Source organism: Cupriavidus sp. 01L45, from assembly GCF_056399885.1.
In genome coordinates this window covers 20,319-40,997 of record NZ_JBFTSG010000058.1, presented here as the reverse complement: position 1 = coordinate 40,997, position 20,679 = coordinate 20,319, and the positions used below count along the sequence as shown (strand labels likewise).

The 20,679-nt window shown below is 65.8% G+C and carries 18 protein-coding genes; 11 read left to right on the top strand and 7 right to left on the bottom strand.

Annotation, left to right across the window (positions count from 1 at the left end; translation table 11 throughout):
* Positions 1–2 precede the first annotated feature (2 nt).
* The 3 genes from AC1DT6_RS31955 to AC1DT6_RS31945 all read right to left on the bottom strand — a co-directional run bounded on the left by AC1DT6_RS31955 (position 3) and on the right by AC1DT6_RS31945 (position 2,836).
* On the bottom strand, positions 3–986 hold the full coding sequence (locus AC1DT6_RS31955) for a homoserine kinase (protein ID WP_441631574.1): 984 nt from the start codon (positions 984–986) through the stop codon (positions 3–5).
* Between the two features lie 211 nt (positions 987–1,197).
* On the bottom strand, positions 1,198–1,623 hold the full coding sequence (locus AC1DT6_RS31950) for a hypothetical protein (protein ID WP_045239542.1): 426 nt from the start codon (positions 1,621–1,623) through the stop codon (positions 1,198–1,200).
* A 274-nt stretch (positions 1,624–1,897) separates the two neighbouring features.
* The gene (locus AC1DT6_RS31945) at positions 1,898–2,836 is read right to left on the bottom strand and encodes an LOG family protein (protein ID WP_441631572.1); all 939 of its coding nucleotides are present in this window, start codon (positions 2,834–2,836) and stop codon (positions 1,898–1,900) included.
* Positions 2,837–2,840: 4 nt separating this feature from the next.
* On the opposite strand from AC1DT6_RS31945, the gene polA reads away from it, so the two are divergent.
* The 4 genes from polA (at position 2,841) to AC1DT6_RS31925 (ending at position 9,240) form a co-directional block, all read left to right on the top strand.
* Positions 2,841–5,651, top strand: a complete 2,811-nt coding sequence (gene polA, locus AC1DT6_RS31940; protein WP_477111850.1) for a DNA polymerase I — start codon at positions 2,841–2,843, stop codon at positions 5,649–5,651.
* Positions 5,652–5,849: 198 nt separating this feature from the next.
* Positions 5,850–7,178 carry an NAD(P)/FAD-dependent oxidoreductase gene (locus AC1DT6_RS31935; protein WP_441631568.1) on the top strand — a complete coding sequence of 443 codons (1,329 nt, stop codon included), beginning with the start codon at positions 5,850–5,852 and terminating at the stop codon, positions 7,176–7,178.
* 179 nt (positions 7,179–7,357) lie between these two features.
* Positions 7,358–8,230 carry a dienelactone hydrolase family protein gene (locus AC1DT6_RS31930; RefSeq protein WP_477102292.1) on the top strand — a complete coding sequence of 291 codons (873 nt, stop codon included), beginning with the start codon at positions 7,358–7,360 and terminating at the stop codon, positions 8,228–8,230.
* A 182-nt stretch (positions 8,231–8,412) separates the two neighbouring features.
* Positions 8,413–9,240, top strand: coding sequence for a ZIP family metal transporter (locus AC1DT6_RS31925; RefSeq protein WP_276286147.1), 828 nt, complete (start codon positions 8,413–8,415; stop codon positions 9,238–9,240).
* Between the two features lie 12 nt (positions 9,241–9,252).
* Here AC1DT6_RS31925 and AC1DT6_RS31920 read toward each other — a convergent pair whose 3' ends face one another.
* From AC1DT6_RS31920 to AC1DT6_RS31910, 3 genes are all read right to left on the bottom strand, one after another.
* A complete protein-coding gene (locus AC1DT6_RS31920; RefSeq protein WP_441631564.1) occupies positions 9,253–10,110 on the bottom strand; it encodes a sulfurtransferase in 858 nt (285 codons plus the stop codon).
* A gap of 66 nt (positions 10,111–10,176) precedes the next feature.
* Complete coding sequence (locus AC1DT6_RS31915) at positions 10,177–11,097, bottom strand: DMT family transporter (protein ID WP_035866435.1); 921 nt, start codon at positions 11,095–11,097, stop codon at positions 10,177–10,179.
* Between the two features lie 245 nt (positions 11,098–11,342).
* Entirely contained in the window at positions 11,343–12,446 is a 1,104-nt protein-coding gene (locus AC1DT6_RS31910; RefSeq protein ID WP_035866432.1) for an aromatic ring-hydroxylating oxygenase subunit alpha, read from the bottom strand.
* 359 nt (positions 12,447–12,805) lie between these two features.
* On the opposite strand from AC1DT6_RS31910, the gene AC1DT6_RS31905 reads away from it, so the two are divergent.
* The 4 genes from AC1DT6_RS31905 to folE2 all read left to right on the top strand — a co-directional run bounded on the left by AC1DT6_RS31905 (position 12,806) and on the right by folE2 (position 17,081).
* Positions 12,806–13,105 carry an exodeoxyribonuclease VII small subunit gene (locus AC1DT6_RS31905; protein ID WP_477115205.1) on the top strand — a complete coding sequence of 100 codons (300 nt, stop codon included), beginning with the start codon at positions 12,806–12,808 and terminating at the stop codon, positions 13,103–13,105.
* Complete coding sequence (locus tag AC1DT6_RS31900) at positions 13,102–14,022, top strand: polyprenyl synthetase family protein (protein ID WP_035866425.1); 921 nt, start codon at positions 13,102–13,104, stop codon at positions 14,020–14,022. Before AC1DT6_RS31905 ends, AC1DT6_RS31900 begins: the two co-directional genes overlap by 4 nt.
* A gap of 69 nt (positions 14,023–14,091) precedes the next feature.
* A complete protein-coding gene (gene dxs, locus AC1DT6_RS31895; RefSeq protein WP_441631561.1) occupies positions 14,092–16,002 on the top strand; it encodes a 1-deoxy-D-xylulose-5-phosphate synthase in 1,911 nt (636 codons plus the stop codon).
* Between the two features lie 272 nt (positions 16,003–16,274).
* Positions 16,275–17,081: a GTP cyclohydrolase FolE2 gene (folE2, locus tag AC1DT6_RS31890; protein WP_035866417.1), complete on the top strand. Its 807-nt coding sequence runs from the start codon at positions 16,275–16,277 to the stop codon at positions 17,079–17,081.
* Between the two features lie 67 nt (positions 17,082–17,148).
* Here the strand turns inward: folE2 and tsaD are convergent, their stop codons facing one another.
* A complete protein-coding gene (tsaD, locus tag AC1DT6_RS31885) occupies positions 17,149–18,180 on the bottom strand; it encodes a tRNA (adenosine(37)-N6)-threonylcarbamoyltransferase complex transferase subunit TsaD (RefSeq protein ID WP_441631558.1) in 1,032 nt (343 codons plus the stop codon).
* Positions 18,181–18,355: 175 nt separating this feature from the next.
* Here tsaD and AC1DT6_RS31880 point away from each other — a divergent pair, with 175 nt between their 5' ends.
* The 3 genes from AC1DT6_RS31880 to AC1DT6_RS31870 all read left to right on the top strand — a co-directional run bounded on the left by AC1DT6_RS31880 (position 18,356) and on the right by AC1DT6_RS31870 (position 20,525).
* A complete protein-coding gene (locus AC1DT6_RS31880) occupies positions 18,356–19,630 on the top strand; it encodes a BaiN/RdsA family NAD(P)/FAD-dependent oxidoreductase (RefSeq protein WP_477115202.1) in 1,275 nt (424 codons plus the stop codon).
* 100 nt (positions 19,631–19,730) lie between these two features.
* Positions 19,731–19,943, top strand: a complete 213-nt coding sequence (gene rpsU / locus AC1DT6_RS31875; protein ID WP_035866409.1) for a 30S ribosomal protein S21 — start codon at positions 19,731–19,733, stop codon at positions 19,941–19,943.
* Between the two features lie 132 nt (positions 19,944–20,075).
* Positions 20,076–20,525 carry a GatB/YqeY domain-containing protein gene (locus AC1DT6_RS31870; RefSeq protein WP_441631554.1) on the top strand — a complete coding sequence of 150 codons (450 nt, stop codon included), beginning with the start codon at positions 20,076–20,078 and terminating at the stop codon, positions 20,523–20,525.
* The last annotated feature ends 154 nt before the right edge of the window (positions 20,526–20,679 follow it).

The following is a 20,679-nucleotide window of genomic DNA, read 5'->3' as shown; positions in this document are numbered from 1 at the left end:
GGTCAGGTCCAGGGCAGCGCGGCGGCTTCGATGCGCCGGCGCAGGATGCGTTCGAAATGGGTTGGGTCGTGCGGTTGCAGCATGTCGGCCTCGCGCGGCAGGTAGAAGTCCCACAGCCGGGAAATCCAGAAACGCAGCGCGCCGGCGCGCAGCATGTCGCGCCAGTGCTGCGCCTCGGTGGGCCCCAGCGGTCTCACAGCATGATAAGCCCGCAGCAAGGCCTGGACGCGGGCATCGTCGAGCGTGCCGGTGGCCAGGTCGATGCACCAGTCATTGACGGTGACCGCCAGGTCGAACAGCCACTTGTCGTTGCCGGCGAAGTAGAAGTCGAAGAAGCCGCCCAGCTTGTCCTGGCCGCCCTGGTCGTCCTCGAACAGCGCATTGTCGCGGAACAGGTCGCAATGGCAGGGGCCGCCCGGCAAGGCCGCGTAAGCGGTGCTGCCGAAGAAGGCGGTCTGGTGGGCCAGTTCCTGCCGCAGCAGCGCTTGCTGGCCGGCATCCAGGAAAGGCAGGATCTCGCCCTCCGTCTGTTGCCACCAGGGCAGGCTGCGCAGGTTCGGCTGCTGGCGCGGATAGCTCTGGCCGGCAAGGTGCATGCGGGCGAGCATGTCGCCCACTTCCGCACAATGCCCGGCCCCGGGGGCCAGCTGCGAGCCGCCCGGCAGGCGCGTGACGATGGTGGCCGGCTTGCCCTTGAGGGTACGCAGGATTTCGCCGTCGCGGTCCGGGACCGGGGCCGGCACGCGGATGCCGTGCGCCGCCAGGTGGGCCATCAGGTGCAGGTAATACGGCAACTGCTCAAACGTCAGGCGCTCGAAGATGGTCAGCACATATTCATGCGTGCAGCCATCCTGCTCCATGGTCAGRAAGAAATTGCTGTTCTCGATSCCSGAGGCAATGCCGCGCAAATTGCGCATTTCGCCCAGGTTGTAATCAAGGAGCCAACTGGCGATCTCGTCCGGCGAGACCGTGGTGAATACGGCCATACTCTTTTTTTGAATCGAAACGGATGGCGGCGGGCGCAAGCAAGCTTGGCTCTCGCGGCATGGATGCCGGAAACGCCGGCGCGGCCCCGCCGTGATCGTCTGGCGGGGTCGTGGGAAATCAGAAATCAGAAAACAAGAAGCAGAAAGCAGACAGCAGATAGCGAAAACCAGGGCCCGGGAGCCGGGGTGCTAAAACCCGGCGTGCCGGTGCTCAGAATTGCAGCACCTTGACCGATGGTACGCGGTTCGTGTCATGGTCCCGGATCTTCGGCGAGCTGTCTTCCGGCTTGCTCATCTGGTACTTGGTGCCCATGCCGGACTTGACCTCGATATCGGTGGCCTGGCCCTTGTTCTTGTATTCCCGGACCTGGGTGCCATCCCGCTCATTGAGCTGGAAGCTCGGTTCGCGCGGCTGGTTCAGTTGGGTCTTGGCCGGCGAGGTGATCGGCCGGTTGTTGATCTGGTTCAGCTCTTGCTGGGTCAGGGCGCCGCCCGCCTGCTCGGTGTTCGGCTGCGCCATCACCGCAGCGGGGGCGCAAAGCGCCAGCAGGGCTGCAAAACCCAGCGCGCGGGCGGCGGCCGGGAACGGCTCCGGCTCTTCCGCACGCGCGGTGGCCAGGAGAGTGGGGGAGGTCATTGAAGGCTCCTGTGCAGTGCTGCAGGCTCTGGGCATGCTGCACCACGAATGGCGCTGCAGTCCGGCGGCGCCGGGCTTTGGCAGTGTGTCAGGCTTCCATTCTAGCAATTCCTGCCCGCGCCGGGCCCCTTGCGGTGACCCGGCGGCCACCTTTAAGAGGCGGCCGCCCGGGCACGGGTCCGGAAATGGCGGAGGCTGTCGGTCGGCGGTGCACCATGCCGCCTCCGGGGCCTTGCGGCTCCGGAAGGGCGGGCGGCCCCGGTGCAAGCCCTGCTTACAGGTAGAACATCTCTTCCTTGGGCGGGATCGGGTTGTCGCCGCCGCGCTGCTCGTAGTACTCATAGACCGCTTCGAGCACTTCATGCGGCTCGTCCACGATTTTCATCAGGTCGAGGTCATGCTCGGCGATCAGGCCCATCGGCAGCAGCGTGAAGCGGAACCAGTCGAGCAGGCCCTTCCAGAAACGGCTGCCGAACAGCACCACCGGCACGGCACGGGACTTGCCGGTCTGTACCAGGGTCAGCACTTCGGCCAGCTCGTCGAGCGTGCCGAAGCCACCCGGCATCACGATAAAGGCGTCCGAATTCTTGACGAAGGTCACCTTGCGCGTGAAGAAGTGGCGAAAGCGCATGGCGATGTCCTGGTAGGGATTGCCTTGCTGCTCGTGCGGAAGCTCGATGTTCAGGCCGACGCTGGCCGATTTGCCTGCGTGGGCGCCCTTGTTGGCCGCTTCCATGATGCCCGGGCCGCCGCCCGAGATGACCGCGAAGCCGGCGTCGGAGAACAGCCGGGCGATCTCGATGGTGCGCTGGTAGTAGGGGGAATCCTCGCGCAGGCGCGCGCTGCCGTAGATTGAGACGGCCGGGCGGATCTCCGAAAGGTACTCGGTCGCCTCGATGAACTCTGCCATAATCGTGAACATTTGCCACGAGGCGCGCGCCTTCTTTGCGGTCGCGCGGTCTTCGTCGGCCAGCGCACGCAGGCTGGGAATCATCTTGCGCGGGTTGGCGCGGATGCCGGAGGCGGGAGCCGTATCTCCCGGGCCTTCGGCGGCAGTGCTGACCGTCACGTTCACGTCCATATCGGCCGCGGTGGTAATACTGCCTTCCGCGGCCTGCTTGAGGGCCGCCGCCGGGTTTTCGGCGCCGGCTGCGTCGGAGAGGGGGGCGGCGTTCGCACCGCCTGCGGCGGCACCAGTCAATTTTGAGTCCATGGGAATGTCGGATAGTCCAAAAACACTCTTGCTCGTCGATGGGTCGAGCTATTTGTATCGCGCGTATCACGCCCTGCCGGATCTGAGGAACGGGGAGGGGCTGCCCACAGGGGCAATCTACGGCATGATCAATATGCTGCGCAAGCTGCGCAACGATTTCCCGGCAGAGTATAGCGCTTGCGTGTTCGACGCCAAGGGTAAGACCTTCCGCGACGATCTTTATCCTGCCTACAAGGAGCATCGCCCGTCGATGCCCGAAGACCTTGCCAGGCAGATCGAGCCGATCCACGAGGCGGTGCGCGCGCTGGGCTGGCCGATCGTGGTGGTGGAGGGCGTGGAGGCCGACGACGTGATCGGCACGCTGGCCCGCCAGGCTACCGCCGAAGGCATGCGCACGGTGGTCTCCACCGGCGACAAGGACCTGGCCCAGCTGGTCGACGACCATGTCACCCTGGTCAACACCATGAGCGGCGAAGTGCTCGACCCGCCCGGCGTCGTGGCCAAGTTCGGCGTGCCGCCGGCGCGCATCGTCGACTACCTCTCGCTGATCGGCGATGCGGTGGACAACGTGCCCGGCGTGCCCAAGGTCGGCCCCAAGACGGCGGTCAAATGGCTCACCGAATACGGCACGCTCGACGACATCATGGCCGGCGCCGCCGGCATCAAGGGCGTGGTGGGCGAGAACCTGCGCAATACGCTGGAGTGGTTGCCCAAGGCGCGCGAGCTGGTGACGGTCAAGACCGACTGCGACCTGAAGAGCTCGCTGGCCAATTTCCACCAGCTCCGGGAAAGCGGCGAGGACAAGGAAAAGCTGATCGATTTCTTTGCGCGCTATGGTTTCAAGACCTGGCTGCGCGAGGCGACCGGCGAAAGCCTGCCGAACCCCCGTGCCCAGGCGCGCGCCAGCGCGGCGCAGCCCGCTGCCGGCGGTACGGCGGCGGCAGAGGCGGGCCCGGCCCAGGGCGGTCTGTTCGACGACGCTCCGGCGCCCGCGCAGATCCGCTACGAAACCGTGGCGACCGAGGCGGCGCTGGAGGCCTGGATGCGGCGTATCGAAACCGCGCCGCTGGTGTCCATCGATACCGAGACCACCTCGCTGGACCCGATGCAGGCGCAACTCGTCGGCATCTCGCTGTCGATCGAGCCGGGCGAAGCCTGCTATATCCCGGTTGCCCACCGCGGCCCCGATGTGGTCGGCCTGGAGGCCAACGGCCAACTCGGGCGCGAGGCCGTGCTGGAGCGCATGCGTGCCTGGCTGGAGGATCCGTCGCGCGCCAAGGTAGGCCAGAACCTGAAATACGACTCGCATGTTTTCGCCAACCACGGCGTGAATTTCCGTGGCATCGCGCATGACACCATGCTGCAGAGCTACGTGCTGGCGTCCCACCGCAACCACGGCATGGACAGCCTTGCCGAGCGCCTGCTCGGCCTCAAGACCATCAGCTACGAGGAAGTGTGCGGCAAGGGCGCCAGCCAGATCGGCTTCGACCAGATCGACATTGCGCGCGCCACCGAATACGCCGCCGAGGACGCCGACGTCACGCTGCGCCTGCACCGCAACATGTATCCGCAGGTGGAGGCCTTGCAGGGCGTGCGCTACGTCTACGAGCAGATCGAGATGCCGGTTTCCGTGGTGTTGCAGAAGATCGAGCGCAACGGCGTGCTGATCGATTCCGACCGCCTGGGCGCACAGAGCGCGCAGCTCGGCCAGCGCATGCTGGAGCTGGAGCAAGCCGCCTACGAGGCCGCGGGCCAGCCCTTCAACCTTGGCTCGCCCAAGCAGATCGGCGAGATCCTGTTCGGCCAGATGAAGCTGCCGGTGGTCAAGAAGACCGCCAGCGGCGCGCCTTCCACCGACGAGGAAGTGCTGCAGAAGCTGGCCGAGGATTACCCGCTGCCCAAGCTGCTGCTGGACTACCGTGGCCTGGCCAAGCTCAAGTCCACCTATACAGACAAGCTGCCCAAGATGGTCAACCCGGCCACCGGGCGCGTGCATACGAGCTATGGGCAAACCACCGCGGTGACCGGCCGGCTGGCTTCGACCGAGCCCAACCTGCAGAACATCCCGGTGCGTACCGAGGAAGGCCGCCGCATCCGCGAGGCCTTCATCGCAGCCCCCGGCAATGTGATCGTGTCGGCCGATTATTCGCAGATCGAGCTGCGCATCATGGCCCATATCTCGGGCGACGAGAACCTGATGCGCTCGTTCGCCGAAGGCGAGGACGTGCACCGCGCCACTGCGGCCGAGATCTTCGGCGTCAGCACGGATGCGGTCAGCAGCGAGCAGCGCCGCTACGCCAAGGTCATCAATTTCGGCCTGATCTACGGCATGAGCGCATTTGGCCTGGCCAGCAACCTCGGCATCGAGCGCGAGGCGGCCAAGCACTATATCGACCGTTATTTCATGCGCTACCCCGGCGTGGCGCGGTACATGGAGGAAACGCGGCAGACCGCGCGCGAGCAGGGCTTCGTCGAGACCGTGTTCGGCCGCCGCCTGTGGCTGCCGGACATCAATGGCGGCAACGGCCCGCGCCGCCAGGGCGCCGAGCGGGCTGCCATCAATGCGCCGATGCAGGGCACCGCCGCCGACCTGATCAAGCTGTCCATGATCGCCGTGCAGAACTGGCTGGAGCGCGACGGCCTGGGTACGCGCCAGGTGATGCAGGTACACGATGAACTGGTGCTGGAAGTACCGCAGGCCGAGCTGGAACTGGTCAAGGTGAAGCTGCCGGAGCTGATGTGCTCGGTGGCTGAGCTGCGCGTGCCGCTGGTGGCCGAGGTCGGTACCGGCAGCAACTGGGAGGAGGCGCACTAAACGACGGGGCGGCCCCTGGGGCCGCTCCGGGATTGCCCCCGTCCCGCTATTCCTGCATTCTGGTTCCGATTGAAGCGACCGCTGAATCGGTGATTGGCGTCTTGCCAGTCTTGCTGCTGTGCAGCAGACTGGCGGAAAGCCGGGGTCACTGGCTCGCGTCAGGCCCCGCAAAAGAATATCGACGACACTGGGTAGATCATGAGCACAGAGGGAAGGGCGCATCGAATCATCGTAGTCGGAGGAGGAGCAGGCGGTCTGGAACTGGTCACGCGGCTGGGCGACAAGCTCGGCAAGAGCGGGGCCGCGCAGGTGGTACTGGTGGACCGCTCCCCCACGCATATCTGGAAACCGCTGCTGCATGAAGTCGCCGCCGGCAGCATGGATCCCCACACCCATCAGCTGGAATACGTAGCGCAGGCGCGCTGGCACCATTTCGAGTTCCAGCAAGGCGAGCTGACCGGCATCGACCGCACCCGCAAGACCATCGCGGTGGCGGCCTGCGTCGACCTCGACGGCACGGAGCTGCTGCCCGCGCGCGAACTGCCCTACGACACCCTGGTACTGGCCATCGGCTGCGTGACGCATTTCTTCGGCGTGCCCGGCGCCGCGGGCAACGCCATCGCGCTCGACACCGTGGACCAGGCGGAACGCTTCCGCCGCAAGCTGATCTCGGCCTGCGTGCGCGCCCAGAACGGACGCGGGCGCATCGGCGACGACGGCCGCCCGCGCGTGGATGTCGCCATCATCGGGGCCGGCGCTACCGGCGTCGAACTCTCGGCCGAGTTGCGCAACACCGCGCATGTGCTCAGCGCCTACGGGCTGCATCAGCTGGATCCGCGCCGCGACGTGCGCATCCACGTGGTCGAGGCCGGCCCGCGCATCCTGCCCGCGCTTTCCGAGCGGGTTTCCGCGGAAACCACCAAACTGCTTCACAAGCTCGACATTGAGGTCCTCACCGCCGAGCGCGTCACCGAAGTCACGGAGGATGCGGTGCTGACCGCCAGCGGCAAGCACATCGATGCCGACCTGACGGTGTGGGCCGCGGGCATCACCGCGCCGCCGGTGCTCTCCACGCTTGGCCTGCCGGTGAGCCGGATGGGGCAGATCGTGGTCAAGCCCACGCTGCAAAGCGAAGCCGATCCCGATATCTTCGCCTTCGGCGATTGCGCCAGCTGCCCCTGGCCCGAGAAACAGGGCACCGTGCCGCCGCGTGCCCAGGCCGCGCACCAGCAAGCCGTGTTCCTCTACAACGCGCTGCGCGCGCGGCTGGCCGGTAAGCCGCTGCCGTCGTTCGCCTTCAAGGATCTGGGCTCGCTGGTGTCGCTGGGGCACTTCAGCGCGGTCGGCAGCCTGATGGGCGGCCTGATCGGCGGCTCGATGTTCATCGAAGGCCTCATGGCCCGGGTGATGTACACCTCCTTGTACCGCATGCATGTCATGGCGCTGCACGGTGCCGTGGGCATGGGACTGGATACCGTGACCCACTGGCTGCGCAGCAAGACCAGCCCGCGCGTCAAGCTGCACTAAGTTGAGCCGCATGAGCCGCATGAGCCGTGTTAGGGCGAGGTTCGCCCCTCTTGCCGGCCGCGTGCGCTGAACTCCATGTTTGCTTAGAATCGGACTCCCGGCGCTGCCAGTATTGACCGGCAGCGCCGCCCCATGTCTTGCCCACCCGGATTCGCCATCCAAGCCAAACAGGAGACCGCATGCTGAAGCCAGAAGTGGAAAGCCTCGTACCCGGCCAGTCCTATGACCGCCGCGCCTTCGTCAAGACAGCGCTGGGCTCGGCATTTGCCGCGGCCGCCATGCCCGTGATGGCGCAGGCCATCAAGACCGATTTCGCCGGCCTCACCGCCGGCGAGGTCACCATTGCCTCGGGCGGCTTCAATATGCCCGCCTATCGCGCCCAGCCGGAAGGCAAGACCAACCTGCCGGTGATACTGGTGGTGAGCGAGATCTTCGGCGTGCACGAACATATCGCCGATATCTGCCGGCGCTTCGCCAAGCTGGGCTACCTCGCCATCGCGCCGGAGTTGTTCGCGCGCCAGGGCGATCCCAGCAGCTTCGGCACCATCCAGGAACTGCAGTCCAAGCTGATTTCCAAGGTGCCGGATGAGCAGGTCATGGGCGATCTCGACGCAGCGGTGGCCTGGGCCAAGGCCAACGGCGGCAATGCCAGCAGACTGGCCATCACCGGTTTTTGCTGGGGCGGACGCATCACCTGGCTGTACGCTGCGCATAGTCAGCAGGTCAAGACGGGCGTGGCCTGGTATGGCCAGCTGGTGGGCGAGCCGACCCCGGTCAAGCCCAGGAATCCGATCGACCTGGCCAGCCAGCTCAAGGTGCCGGTGCTGGGCCTCTATGGCGGAAAGGACACCGGCATCACGCAGGAACAGGTCGAGAAAATGAAGGCGACGCTGGCGGCATCGAGCGATCCCTTTGCCAAGGCCTCCACCTTCGTGGTCTATCCGGAATCCGGCCATGCCTTCAATGCGGACTACCGGCCCAGCTACCGGGAAGCCGACGCCAAGGATGGCTGGCAGCGCTGCCTGGCGTGGTTCAAGCAACACGGTGTGTAGGGCGGTGCGATAGCTTGCGTTGAATCCTGGCGCCGGCGGAGCGAGCGGCAAATACGGCTTGTGCCGCAGGATTTGCAAAGTCGGCGCCAATCTACGTACAATGCGTGCTTCGTTTCTTGCAACAGTGTTGCGTCTAAGGTCGGTGCCGCTACTGTTGAGCGGATAGCCGGTCCCGGGAGCCCATCATCCATTCCACGCTTGTCTACATCCTGCTTGCCGCCACCATCTCGGGGGTGGGCAGTATCCTGGGGGCGGCGCTGCTGTCGCTGACGGTAGCCTCGCGCGTGGTCGAGCGCATGGTGAGCTTCTCGGTAGGCGTGCTGCTGGCCACGGCGCTGCTGCACTCCCTGCCGGAGGCCTTCGAATCGGGCGCCGATCCGCGTGCCTTGTTCGGCACCCTGCTGGCCGGCCTGCTCGGCTTCTTCCTGCTGGAGAAGGTCGCGCTGCTGCGCCACTCGCACCATCACGAAGGCGACGGGCACCACCACCATCACGGCCACGACCGCGAGGAAGCCGGCCGCAGCGGCATGGCCATCCTGGTGGGCGATACCTTCCACAACTTTGCCGATGGCATCGTGATCGCCGCCGCCTTCCTGGCCGATCCGCATATCGGCCTGGTCACCGCGCTGGCCATTGCCGCCCACGAGATCCCGCAGGAAGTGGGCGATTTCATCGTGTTGCTCAACGCGGGGTTCTCCAAGGCGCGCGCCTTTGCCTTCAACCTGCTGTCCAGCCTGGCTGCCATTGCCGGCGGCGTGGTGGGCTACTTCCTGCTCGACCAGATGAGCGGCTGGATTCCCTATGTGCTGGTGATCGCATCGAGCAGCTTCGTCTATATCGCCGTCAGCGACCTGATGCCGCAGATGCAGCGCAAGCCGCGCTGGCGCGAGTCGATCATCCAGGTAGTGCTGGTGGCCACCGGGATTTGCGCGATCTTCTTCATCACCAATGGCGTGCACGAGGCGCATGGCCATGCCCATGCGCACGGCGTGGCGGCTCCCGCCAGATAAGGACGCCCGCGTTCAGGCGCCGCTCGCCACCGGCCGCGCCGGGTCGGCGCACCACTCGCTCCAGGAGCCCGGATAGAGCGCGGCGCCCGGCAAGCCCGCCACCTCCAGCGCCAGCAGGTTGTGGCAGGCGGTCACGCCCGAGCCGCATTGCATGACCGCCTCGCTGGCCGGCGTTCCGGCCAGCACCTGGCCGAACTCCTGCTTCAGCGTGGCGGCCGGCTTGAAGCTGCCATTGCCTTCCAGGTTGTCCTTGAAGAAGCGGTTGACCGCGCCAGGGATATGCCCGCCGACGGGATCGAGCGTTTCGTTCTCGCCGCGGAAACGGTCCGCTGCGCGGGCATCCACCACCAGCCGCGTCGGGTTTGCCAGGTTGGCCAGCACCGCGTCGGCATCCACCGTGGGCACCAGCGAGGCCTTGCGCATCAGGTTGCCGGGCGTTTCGGGGTCCGGCGTATTGCCGGCCTCGAGCGGCAGGCCGGCTGCCACCCATGCGTTCTTGCCACCATCCAGTACCGCCACCGCGCCGTGGCCCAGCCAGCGCAGCAGCCACCAGGCGCGTGCCGCGTACATGCCGCCCTGCGCATCGTAGGCGATGACCTGGGTGTCTTCATTCACGCCGAGCGCGCGCAGGCGCGCGGCCAGCGTATTGGGATCGGGCAAGGGGTGGCGGCCGTTGCTCCCCGTCTTCTCGCCGGACAATTCGTTGTCCAGGTGCAGGTAGAAGGCGCCCGGCAGGTGGCCCACATGGTAGGCATCGCGTCCGGCGGCGGGGTTGGCCAGGTCGAAGCTGCAGTCAATCACGACGCTGTGGCGGCTGCTGTCTTCGCGCAGCGCGCGCAGGTCCTGGCTGGAGATCAGGGTGGTGAACATGGCATAACCTTGGGTTGGGAGGGCTGTACGGCATCGGCGGGTGAGCACCGTTCGCCACCTTCGATGCTACACCTCGGGGTGCACTTCCGCCTCGGGGGACTTGACCGGGGTATCGGCGGTCGGCTGCTTGTTGGAGCTTTCGCGGGCCCGGGTCAGGGTGGTGGCGATGCCGCTCGCGATGATCAGCGCCATGCCCACCCAGGACAGCCAGTTGAGCTGGTCGCGCCAGATGATCATGCCCCAGAAGCTGGAGAACACAATGCCGGCGTATTGCAGGTTGGCGGTGAGCAGCGTGTTGCCGCGCTTGTAGGCGCGCGTCATCGCGGTCTGCCCGAGCGTGGCAAGGATGCCGATGGCCAGCAGCAGGCCCGCCCCATGCCAGGTGTGGGCGCTTGGGCCGGTGAGCAGCATCCAGGCCAGGCCCACCACCATCCCGACTGCCGAGAAATAGAACACGATGCGGCCTTCGGGCTCGCCCAGCTGGCCGAGCTGGCGCACCTCGACATAGGCCAGCGCGGTGAAGATGCCGGAGATAAGGCCGATCAGGCCGCCGGTGAGCTGGTTGTGGCCGACGGACGGCTGCAGCAGGCACAGCACGCCGGCGAACGACATCAGGATGGCGCCGATCAGCTTGCGGTCTGCGCCGCCCGTGCCCGCCAGCGCGGCGCCGGCGCCCAGGATCAGCGCGATCCAGACTGGCGACATGTAGTTCAGGGTCATCGCCGTGGCCAGGGGCAGCATGGTGATCGAGGTGAACCACAGCAGCAGGGCGGTCACGCCGAACAGGCTGCGCTTGATGTGCATGGACATATGCGGCGTGCGTACCGAGGTACCCGACGAAGCCAGCACCGTCCACATGATGATCACGCCGATCAGGCTGCGGTAGAACACGATCTCGCCGGTGGCATAGAACTCGGACGCCAGCTTGACGCCCACCCCCATCAACGAAAAGGCGAAGGCGGCGAACAGCATCCAGAGCGATTGCATGGCGAGGCGAAAGGAAGAATGAACAGCGCGCGAGCCGCGCCTGGTGATGGACAAACAGGGCGGCATCGCGAAAGGCTTCGCGCGAAGCGAATGGCCGGTGCAGGGACGGCGAGGCGCCGGGCGCACACCGGAAGCGGCGATTGTAGCAGCGCGAGTGCACCGCACCAAACGCAAAACGGACCGCCCGGGCGGTCCGTTTTGTTCGCCGCGATGCCTGTGCGGCCCGCAAAGCCTTGTCCCGCCGGTCAGCCGGTAAAGGACATGGCGCGGCGATACCATTCATGAAAGTGCTGCATGCCGTCTTCCATCGGCGACTGGTAGGGTCCTGTTTCGCTGACGCCACGCTTTGCCAGTGCGCGGCGCCCGGCGTCCATGCGCTCGGCGATCTCGTCGTCCTCGATGCAGGTTTCCATATACGCTGCGCGCTCCGCCTCGACGAACTCGCGCTCGAACAGCACGATTTCCTCGGGGTAGTAGAACTCCACGACATTGCGCGTCTTGTTCGGCCCGAGCGGGTGCAGGGTCGATATCACCAGCACGTTCGGGTACCACTCCACCATGATGTTGGGGTAGTAGGTGAGCCAGATCGCGCCGTACTTGGGCAGCACGCCGTTGTTAAAGCGCAGGACAGCCTCATGCCACTTCTGGTACGTGGGGCTGCCGGGGCGCTTGAGGCCGGCGTGCAGTCCCACCGTCTGGACGCTGTGCCAGTCGCCGAACTCCCAGCTCAGGTCGTCGCAGGAGACAAAGCTGCCCAGGCCCGGGTGGAACGGTACGACGTGGTAGTCCTCCAGATAGACCTCGATGAAGGTCTTCCAGTTGTAGTTGCACTCGTGGATCTCGACGTGGTCGAGCAGGTAGCCGTCGAAGTTCAGGTCCTCGGCCACGCCCAGGCGCGCCAGGTCGGCACGCACATCGCGCTCGCCCTCGAACAGCAGGCCGTTCCAGTTTTGCAGCGGCGAGCGTTTCAGGTGGACGCACGGCTGCTCGGCGAAATGCGGTGCGCCGAGCAGTTCGCCCTTCAGGTCGTAGGTCCAGCGGTGCAAGGGGCAGACAATGTTTTTCGCATTGCCGCGGCCGTTGAGCATGATGGCCTGCCGGTGGCGGCAGACGTTGGACATGAGCTCGATCCCGTCGGCATTGCGTACCAGGATGCGGCCCTCATCCTCTGCCGCGAGCGCGTGATAATCGCCCGGCTCGGGGATCATCAGTTCATGGCCGACATAGCCAGGGCCCTTCTTGAACAGCAGTTCCAGTTCTTGTTGGTGCAGTGCCTCGTCGATGTAGACGTTGACGGGCAGTTGCGTATCAGCCGGCACCAGTTTCAGCGCGGTGCTGAGATTGGACATTATCCCCACTCCCTATGACAGGCGAAAGCAGTGAACAACCCAACCATCGAAAAGATAATCGATATGGGAAAGACAGTCAGCCGCGCGCTGGTCCGCTTCCGGGCCAGTGGATTTAGTTCGCGCTGACGAACCGCGGATTGTACCCGAGGCAAAAAGTTAAGGGACTGATTTTTTTGCCTTTTTAGCGAAAAAGTCGACCCGGGTCGTCATGAAGGTGCCGTTCAGGGCGCATTCGGAAAGACGACCCAAGCGCACAAGTCACTTTCGGGCAACGGCCTGAGGGGCATCCCTATGCAAGGGATGCGGGCATCGCCTCGCTTTGGCGTAAAATCCCTGCTTCCCCAGATTCCATGTCCGCAATGCCAAAGACAACGAGCTCCCCGGCCCAGACCGATCCGGYCGCGACCGACCAGCGGTCCGCCTCCGCGCCGCCCGCCTCCTACGAAGCCGCCATGGCCGAACTGGAGGGGCTGGTAGCCAGCATGGAAGGTGGCGCATTGCCGCTGGAAGATTCGCTGGCGGCGTACAAGCGCGGGGCTGAACTGGTCCGGTACTGCCAACAGATGCTCGAGCGCGTGGAGCAGCAGGTCAAGGTGCTGGAAGGCGACGTCCTCAAGCCCATGCCCGCCGAAGCCGGCATCCAGGGAGACGCGGAATGAGCGACTCGCGCCAGAATGTGGAAGCCGGCGATTTCGCCGCCTGGATGCGCGCCCAGGGCGCCAGGACCGAGGCTGCGCTCGATGCCGCGTTGCCCACGAATGCAACAGTGCCTTGCACGCTGCACGAAGCCATGCGGTATGCTGTGCTCGGCGGCGGCAAGCGTGTACGCCCCTTGTTGGTGCATGCGGCCGGCGAAGTGGCCGGTGCGGCGCCCGAGGCTTGCGACGCGGCCGCCAGTGCGGTGGAGATGATCCACGCGTACTCGCTGGTGCACGACGATATGCCCTGCATGGACGATGACGATTTGCGTCGCGGCCGTCCTACCGTGCACAAGGCCTACGATGAAGCGACGGCGCTGCTGGTGGGCGACGCGCTGCAAACGCAGGCATTTGTGGTGCTGGCCGAGTCGGCGTCGCTTGCCTCACTGGACGCCGCCGCGCGCTTGCGCCTGGTGGCCGAGCTGGCCCGGGCCTCGGGCTCGGTCGGCATGGCGGGCGGGCAGGCAATCGACCTGCAGCATGTCGGCCTGGCGATGTCGCTGGGCGAACTCGAGGCAATGCACCGCATGAAGACCGGTGCCTTGTTGCGGGCCAGCGTGCGCATGGGCGCCTATTGCGGGACGGTGGACGAGGCAGGCATGGCCGCGCTCGACCGCTATGCCGCGGCCGTGGGCCTGGCGTTCCAGGTGGTGGACGATATCCTCGACGTGACCGCGGATACCGCCACGCTGGGCAAGACCGCCGGCAAGGACGCGGCCCATGACAAGCCGACCTATGTGTCGTTGATGGGACTCGAACCTGCCCGCCAGCTGGCCGGGCAGCTCCGGACCACCGCGCACGAGGCGCTGGCAGGCTTCGGCGCGCGCGCCGGACGCCTGGCCGAACTGGCCGATCTCATCGTGCTGCGCTCGAATTGAGCGCGAGCTGAATTGACAAGCAGGAAAACCGACAACCGGGCACAAGAATCCGGCCGCCGAACGGACATCATGACCTACGCACTGCTCAAAACTATTGACGACCCCGCAGCCCTCCGCCGGCTGGACCGCCGCCAGCTCAAGACGTTGGCCGACGAACTCCGCGCCTACGTGCTCGAATCGGTGTCGCAAACCGGCGGCCACCTGTCGTCCAACCTTGGCACGGTCGAACTGACCATCGCGCTGCACTACGTCTTCCATACACCGGACGACCGCGTGGTATGGGACGTCGGCCACCAAAGCTATCCGCACAAGATCCTGACCGGGCGCCGCGATCGCATGCATTCGCTGCGCCAGTGGGGCGGCATCTCGGGTTTCCCGCGCCGCAGCGAAAGCGAATACGACACCTTCGGCACCGCGCATTCCTCCACGTCCATCTCGGCCGCGCTGGGCATGGCGCTGGGCGCCCGCACGCTGGGCGAGAAGCGCGTCTCCATCGCCGTGATCGGCGATGGCGCGATGACCGCCGGCATGGCCTTCGAAGCCATGAACAACGCCGGCGTCTACAAGGACCTGCCGCTGCTGGTGGTGCTCAACGACAACGACATGTCGATCTCGCCGCCAGTCGGCGCGCTCAACAACCACCTGGCTCGGCTGATGAGCGGCAAGTTCTACGCCGCCACCAAGAAGGGCATCGAACGGGTGCTGTCGGTGGCCCCGCCGGTGCTCGAGTTCGCCAAGCGCTTCGAGGAACATGCCAAGGGCATGGTTGTGCCGGCCACGCTGTTCGAGGAATTCGGCTTCAATTACATCGGCCCGATCGATGGCCACGATCTCGAGTCGCTGGTGCCGACGCTGCAGAACATCCGCCAGCGCGCCCTCGAGGGCGGCGGCCCGCAGTTCCTGCACGTGGTCACCAAGAAAGGGCAGGGCTATAAGCTGGCCGAAGCCGACCCGATCCTCTACCACGGTCCCGGCAAGTTCAACCCGGCTGAAGGCATCCGTCCGTCGCCCAAGCCGGCCCGCAAGACCTATACCCAGGTGTTCGGCGATTGGCTGTGCGACATGGCTGCCGCCGATCCCAAGCTGGTCGGCGTGACGCCGGCCATGCGCGAAGGCTCGGGCATGGTGGAGTTCGAAAAGCGTTTTCCGAATCGTTACTACGATGTGGGCATCGCCGAGCAGCACGCCGTGACGTTCGCGGGCGGCCTGGCTTGCGAAGGCCTCAAGCCGGTGCTGGCGATCTACTCCACCTTCCTGCAGCGCGGCTATGACCAGCTGATCCACGACGTGGCGCTGCAGAACCTGCCGGTGGTGTTCGCGCTCGACCGTGCGGGCCTGGTGGGCGCCGATGGCGCCACCCACGCCGGCGCATACGACATCGCCTTCCTGCGCTGCATCCCCAATATGATGGTGATGACGCCGGCCGACGAGAACGAATGCCGCCAGTTGCTGACCACGGCCTTCCAGCAGGACTGCCCGACCGCCGTGCGCTATCCGCGCGGCGCCGGCGCCGGCGTGGCGACCGAGACCGCGCTCACCGCGCTGCCGGTCGGCAAGGGCGAGATGCGCCGTACCGGCGGCGCGCGCGCCGGCCAGCGCGTGGCCTTCCTGGCGTTCGGCTCGATGCTGCACCCGGCTTTGGGCGCAGCCGAGGCGCTCGATGCTTCGGTGGCCAACATGCGCTTCGTCAAGCCGCTCGACGAAGAACTGGTGAAGAAGCTGGCGGACGAGCACGACTATCTCGTCACCGTCGAAGAAGGCTGTGTGATGGGTGGCGCGGGCAGCGCGGTGCTTGAAGCGCTGGCCGCCGCCGGCATCGCCGTGCCGGTGCTGCAGCTTGGCCTGCCCGACCGCTTCGTCGACCATGGCGATCCGGCCTTCCTGCTGTCGCAATGCGGGCTCGACGCCAAGGGCATCGAGCACTCCGTGCGCGAGCGCTTCAAGCTGACTCAGGCGGCGGTCGCCACGCGCGCGGCCTGATCCATCCCGGTGCCGGCGTGCCCGCCGCAGGCGGGCGCGCCGGCAATCTTCGCGTTTCGTCATCGTACGACTGTCGTTCTGCCGCTATCACCGCATGGTTCGTGCGGGTATCGCCCGTTCATGGGCAGCACCAGGCAATTTCCCTTAGAATCGCAAGTTCTGTGTTCGCAGCTGCGGGAAGGCATCCCTTGCCCTCGCCCGCGGTTTCACACTCGTTGCGCGGCAAGGTTGACTGCGAAAAATGCCGCGACCGTAGAGGAAACCTGATCAATATGAATGACATCAATCCCGCCTTTGTGATGCCCGACGTGCAGTCGAGCCTCGATACCCGCCAGATCCCGATCCAGCGGGTGGGCGTGAAGGGCGTGCGTTATCCCCTGTCGCTGAAGACACCTGCCGGCGTGCTGGCCACGGTAGGCACCTTCAACCTCGACGTGCACCTGCCTGCCGACCAGAAAGGCACGCATATGTCGCGCTTCGTCGCCTTGCTCGAGGAAGAACGCGAGCCGCTCGAACTGGCGACCTTCCGTTCGCTGCTGGACAAGATGCTGGTCAAGCTGGAGGCCGAGGCCGGGCGCATCGAAGTCACCTTCCCCTATTTCATCAACAAGATCGCGCCGGTGTCGGGCGTGCAATCGTTGATGGACTACGAAGTCACGCTGATCGGTGAAGTGCGCGGCGGTGCCACCAAGGTCTTCCTGAAGGCCCTGGTGCCGGTCACCAGCCTGTGCCCGTGCTCGAAGAAGATTTCGCAGTACGGCGCGCACAACCAGCGCTCGCATATCACCATGAATGTCGAGCTGGCGGGCGACCTGCCCGTGGAGGCGCTGGTGCGCATGGCCGAGGAAGAAGCCTCGTGCGAGTTGTGGGGCCTGCTCAAGCGTCCGGACGAGAAGTTCGTCACCGAGCGCGCTTACGAGAATCCCAAGTTCGTCGAGGACCTGGTGCGCGACATCGCCATGCGCCTGAATGCGGACGATCGCATCGTGGCGTATGTGCTGGAGGCCGAGAATTTCGAGTCCATCCACAACCACAGCGCTTATGCCGTGATCGAGCGCGACAAGCGCACGGTGCGGTAAGCCGGCGCTTCAGCCAACAAGAAAGCCACCGCGAAGGTGGCTTTTTTGTTGGCTTAGCGGCGGAAGACTAGCGTGCCGGCAGGCGAATATCCGACAGTTCCCAGCGCGGCGTCACGCCGTAGCCGTAGCTGTGCTGCGCCAGTTCGGGCGCGGCCTGCAGCCGCATCGCGCCGGCAAAGGCGATCATGGCCCCGTTGTCGGTACAGAAGGCCAGGTCCGGGTAGTAGACCTGGATCTTCTTCTGCGCGCCCAGCTGGTCCAGGCGCTCGCGCAGCTGCCGGTTGGCGCCCACGCCGCCGGCCACCACCAGCCGGCGATGCCCGGTCTGCTTGAGCGCTGCCATGGACTTGGCCGCCAGCACGTCGACGATGGCGTCGACAAAGGAGCGCGCCAGATTGGCCCGGTCCTGCTCGCAAACGTTGCCCAGCTTGCGGGTTTGCGTCAGCACCGCCGTCTTGAGGCCGGCGAAGGAGAAATCGAGATTGCCCGAATGCAGCATCGGGCGGGGCAGGGCATACGCGCCGGGCGTGCCGAACTCGGCCAGCCGCGATACCTCGGGGCCGCCAGGGTAGCTCAGGCCCAGCAGCTTGGCGGTCTTGTCGAAGGCCTCGCCGGCGGCATCGTCCAGCGTTTCGCCCAGCAAGGCGTAGTCGCCGATGCCGCGCACTTCCATCAACTGCGTGTGCCCGCCGGAAACCAGCAGGGCCACGAAAGGGAACGGCGGCGGATCGCGCGTCAGCAGCGGCGACAGCAGGTGGCCCTCGAGATGGTGCACGCCCAGCATCGGCACGTTCAGGGCAAAGCCCAGGGCGTTGGCCACCGACGCGCCCACCAGCAATGCGCCGGCCAGGCCGGGCCCCTGCGTGAAGGCGATCGCATCGATGTCCTTACGGGTGCGGCCGGCTTCGTCGAGTATCTGCCGCAGCAGTGGCAGCACGCGGCGGATGTGGTCGCGGGAGGCGAGTTCAGGCACGACGCCGCCGTAGTCGCGATGCATGGCGATCTGCGAGTGCAGGGCGTGGGTGAGCAGCCCGGCCTCGGTGTCATAAAGGGCGAGGCCGGTTTCGTCGCAGGAAGATTCGATGCCAAGGACAAGCATGGGGGGAAGCTAAGGCCGGTACCAAAGGAAGCCGGCAAATCAAGGGGTTGGCGCGGGCGGCGGACCATCGGACCGGCAGCCTGGCGTGAGGCCAGCAGGGTAGCACAGCGGCGATTGCCCTGCTTTTCGCTACAATCGCCGCTTCTTCAGCGGGCATTCAGTAGGCAAGAAAAACATGGGCAGCAAGCAGACCGCACAGACCGGCCACGCTGGCGCGCGCGCAGGGCGCTTCGATGTGGCAGTGCTTGGCGCCGGGGCCGYCGGCATGATGTGCGCCGCCGTGGCGGGCCAGGGCGGTGCCAGCGTGGTGCTGATCGACCATGCCACGAAGCTGGCAGAGAAAATCCGCATTTCGGGCGGCGGGCGCTGCAATTTCACCAACCTGCAGGCCGGGCCCGCCAATTACCTGTCTGGTAATCCGCACTTCTGCCGTTCGGCGCTGGCGCGCTATACACCGCAGGACTTCCTCGACCTGATGCGGCGCCATGAGATCGACTGGCACGAGAAGCACCGCGGCCAGCTCTTCTGCAACGATAGCGCCGAGCAGGTGATCGAGATGCTGCGCGCCGAATGCGGCGCCGGCGGCGTGCACTGGCGCACCGGCTGCAGCGTGGACGAGGTCAGGCGCGAAGGCGACGATTTCCTGCTGATGACGGCGAATGGGCCAATCCGCGCCGGCGCGCTGGTGGTGGCCACCGGAGGACTTTCCATTCCCAAGATCGGCGCCACCGACCTGGGCTACCGCGTCGCCCGCCAGTTCGGCCTGGGCGTGGTCGAGACGCGCCCGGCGCTGGTGCCGCTCACCTTCGACGGACAGGGCTGGGCGCCATTCGCGCCGCTGGCCGGCGTATCGATGGAAGTCGATATCGCTACGGGCGGCGGCAAGACGGCCGGCGCTTTCCGTGAGGACTTGCTGTGGACCCATCGCGGTTTGTCCGGTCCCGCCGTGCTGCAGATTTCCAGCTTCTGGCGGCCGGGCACGCCCATCGCCATCGACCTGTTCGACGGCAACGACGCAAGTGAGTGGCTGCTTGCGCAAAAGGGCAGCAGCCGCAAGCACCTGGCCAACCTGCTGGCCGAACGCCTGCCGGCCCGCCTGGCCGATGCCTGGTGCGCCGCTGCCGGCCTGAACGGCGCGCAGCCCCTGCATGATATGCCGGACAAGGCACTGCGCCGGCTCGGGGCCGCGCTGAATAGCTGGGAGTTGATCCCGGCGGGGACCGAGGGCTATCGCAAGGCCGAGGTCACGCTCGGCGGGGTGGATACCCGGGCCCTGTCATCGGCCACCATGATGGCCCGGACGGTRCCCAACCTGTACTTCATCGGCGAGGTGGTCGATGTGACCGGCTGGCTGGGTGGCTACAACTTCCAGTGGGCCTGGGCATCGGGCGTGGCTGCCGGCCAGGCCGTTGCGGAAAACGCACGCGCCGCGACGGCGGGAGTGGCCTAGGCGGCACGGCGGAAAATTTGCGCCACGCGGGCTTGACAGTGTGTGTGCTACACTTGTAGCTTTCGTAAAACCGCCAACAGCTGCTACATATTTCAGCAAGATGACCACGATCCACCTCAAAGAAAACGAGCCGTTTGAAGTCGCCATGCGTCGTTTCAAGCGCACCATCGAAAAGAACGGCTTGATTACTGAATTGCGGGCACGTGAGTTTTACGAAAAGCCGACGGCCGAGCGCAAGCGCAAGAAGGCCGCCGCCGAGAAGCGCCACTACAAGCGCATCCGCAGCCAGATGCTGCCGAAGAAGCTGTACTGAACGCACCCTTCGCTTCTGCATCAAAACCCGCTGTGGGCAAGGCTCCGGCGGGTTTTTGCATTGGCGGTCCGACGGCCGGCGCGTTTCGCCCGGCCGGCAATGTCCCGCCCACACTTTCCTGGAAAAATTGCCATGTCCCTCAAAGCCCGTATCACTGATGACATGAAGGCCGCCATGCGGGCCCGCGAAACCGATCGCCTCGGCACCATCCGGCTGCTGCTGGCGGCCATCAAGCAAAAGGAAGTGGACGAGCGCATCGAACTCGACGACACCGCCGTGCTGGCCGTGATCGAAAAGCTGGTCAAGCAGCGCAAGGACTCCCTCTCGCAGTTCACGCAAGCCGGCCGCATCGACCTGGCGGACAAGGAAAGCGCTGAAATCGATGTGCTCAAGGTCTATATGCCCGCCGCGCTGTCGGAGGCCGAAATTGCCGCGGAAGTACAGGCCGCAGTCGCGGAGAGCGGCGCCGCCGGTCCGCAGGACATGGGCAAGGTCATGGCGGTGCTCAAGGCCAAGCTGGCCGGCCGCGCCGACATGACTGCCGTGTCGGGGCTGGTCAAGGCCGCCCTGACGGCGCGCTGAGCTAGCTCTGGCAGCCGCTGGATCGGGGCCAGTCGCCGCCGATCCGGCTTTTTGCTGGAAGTGCGTCTTAAAGCGCTTTTGATCCGACACCCCTCGCCGGCCCTGGCTGCAATCCGTTGCGTCTGCACTACAATGTAGTGTTGTAGAGCCGGAA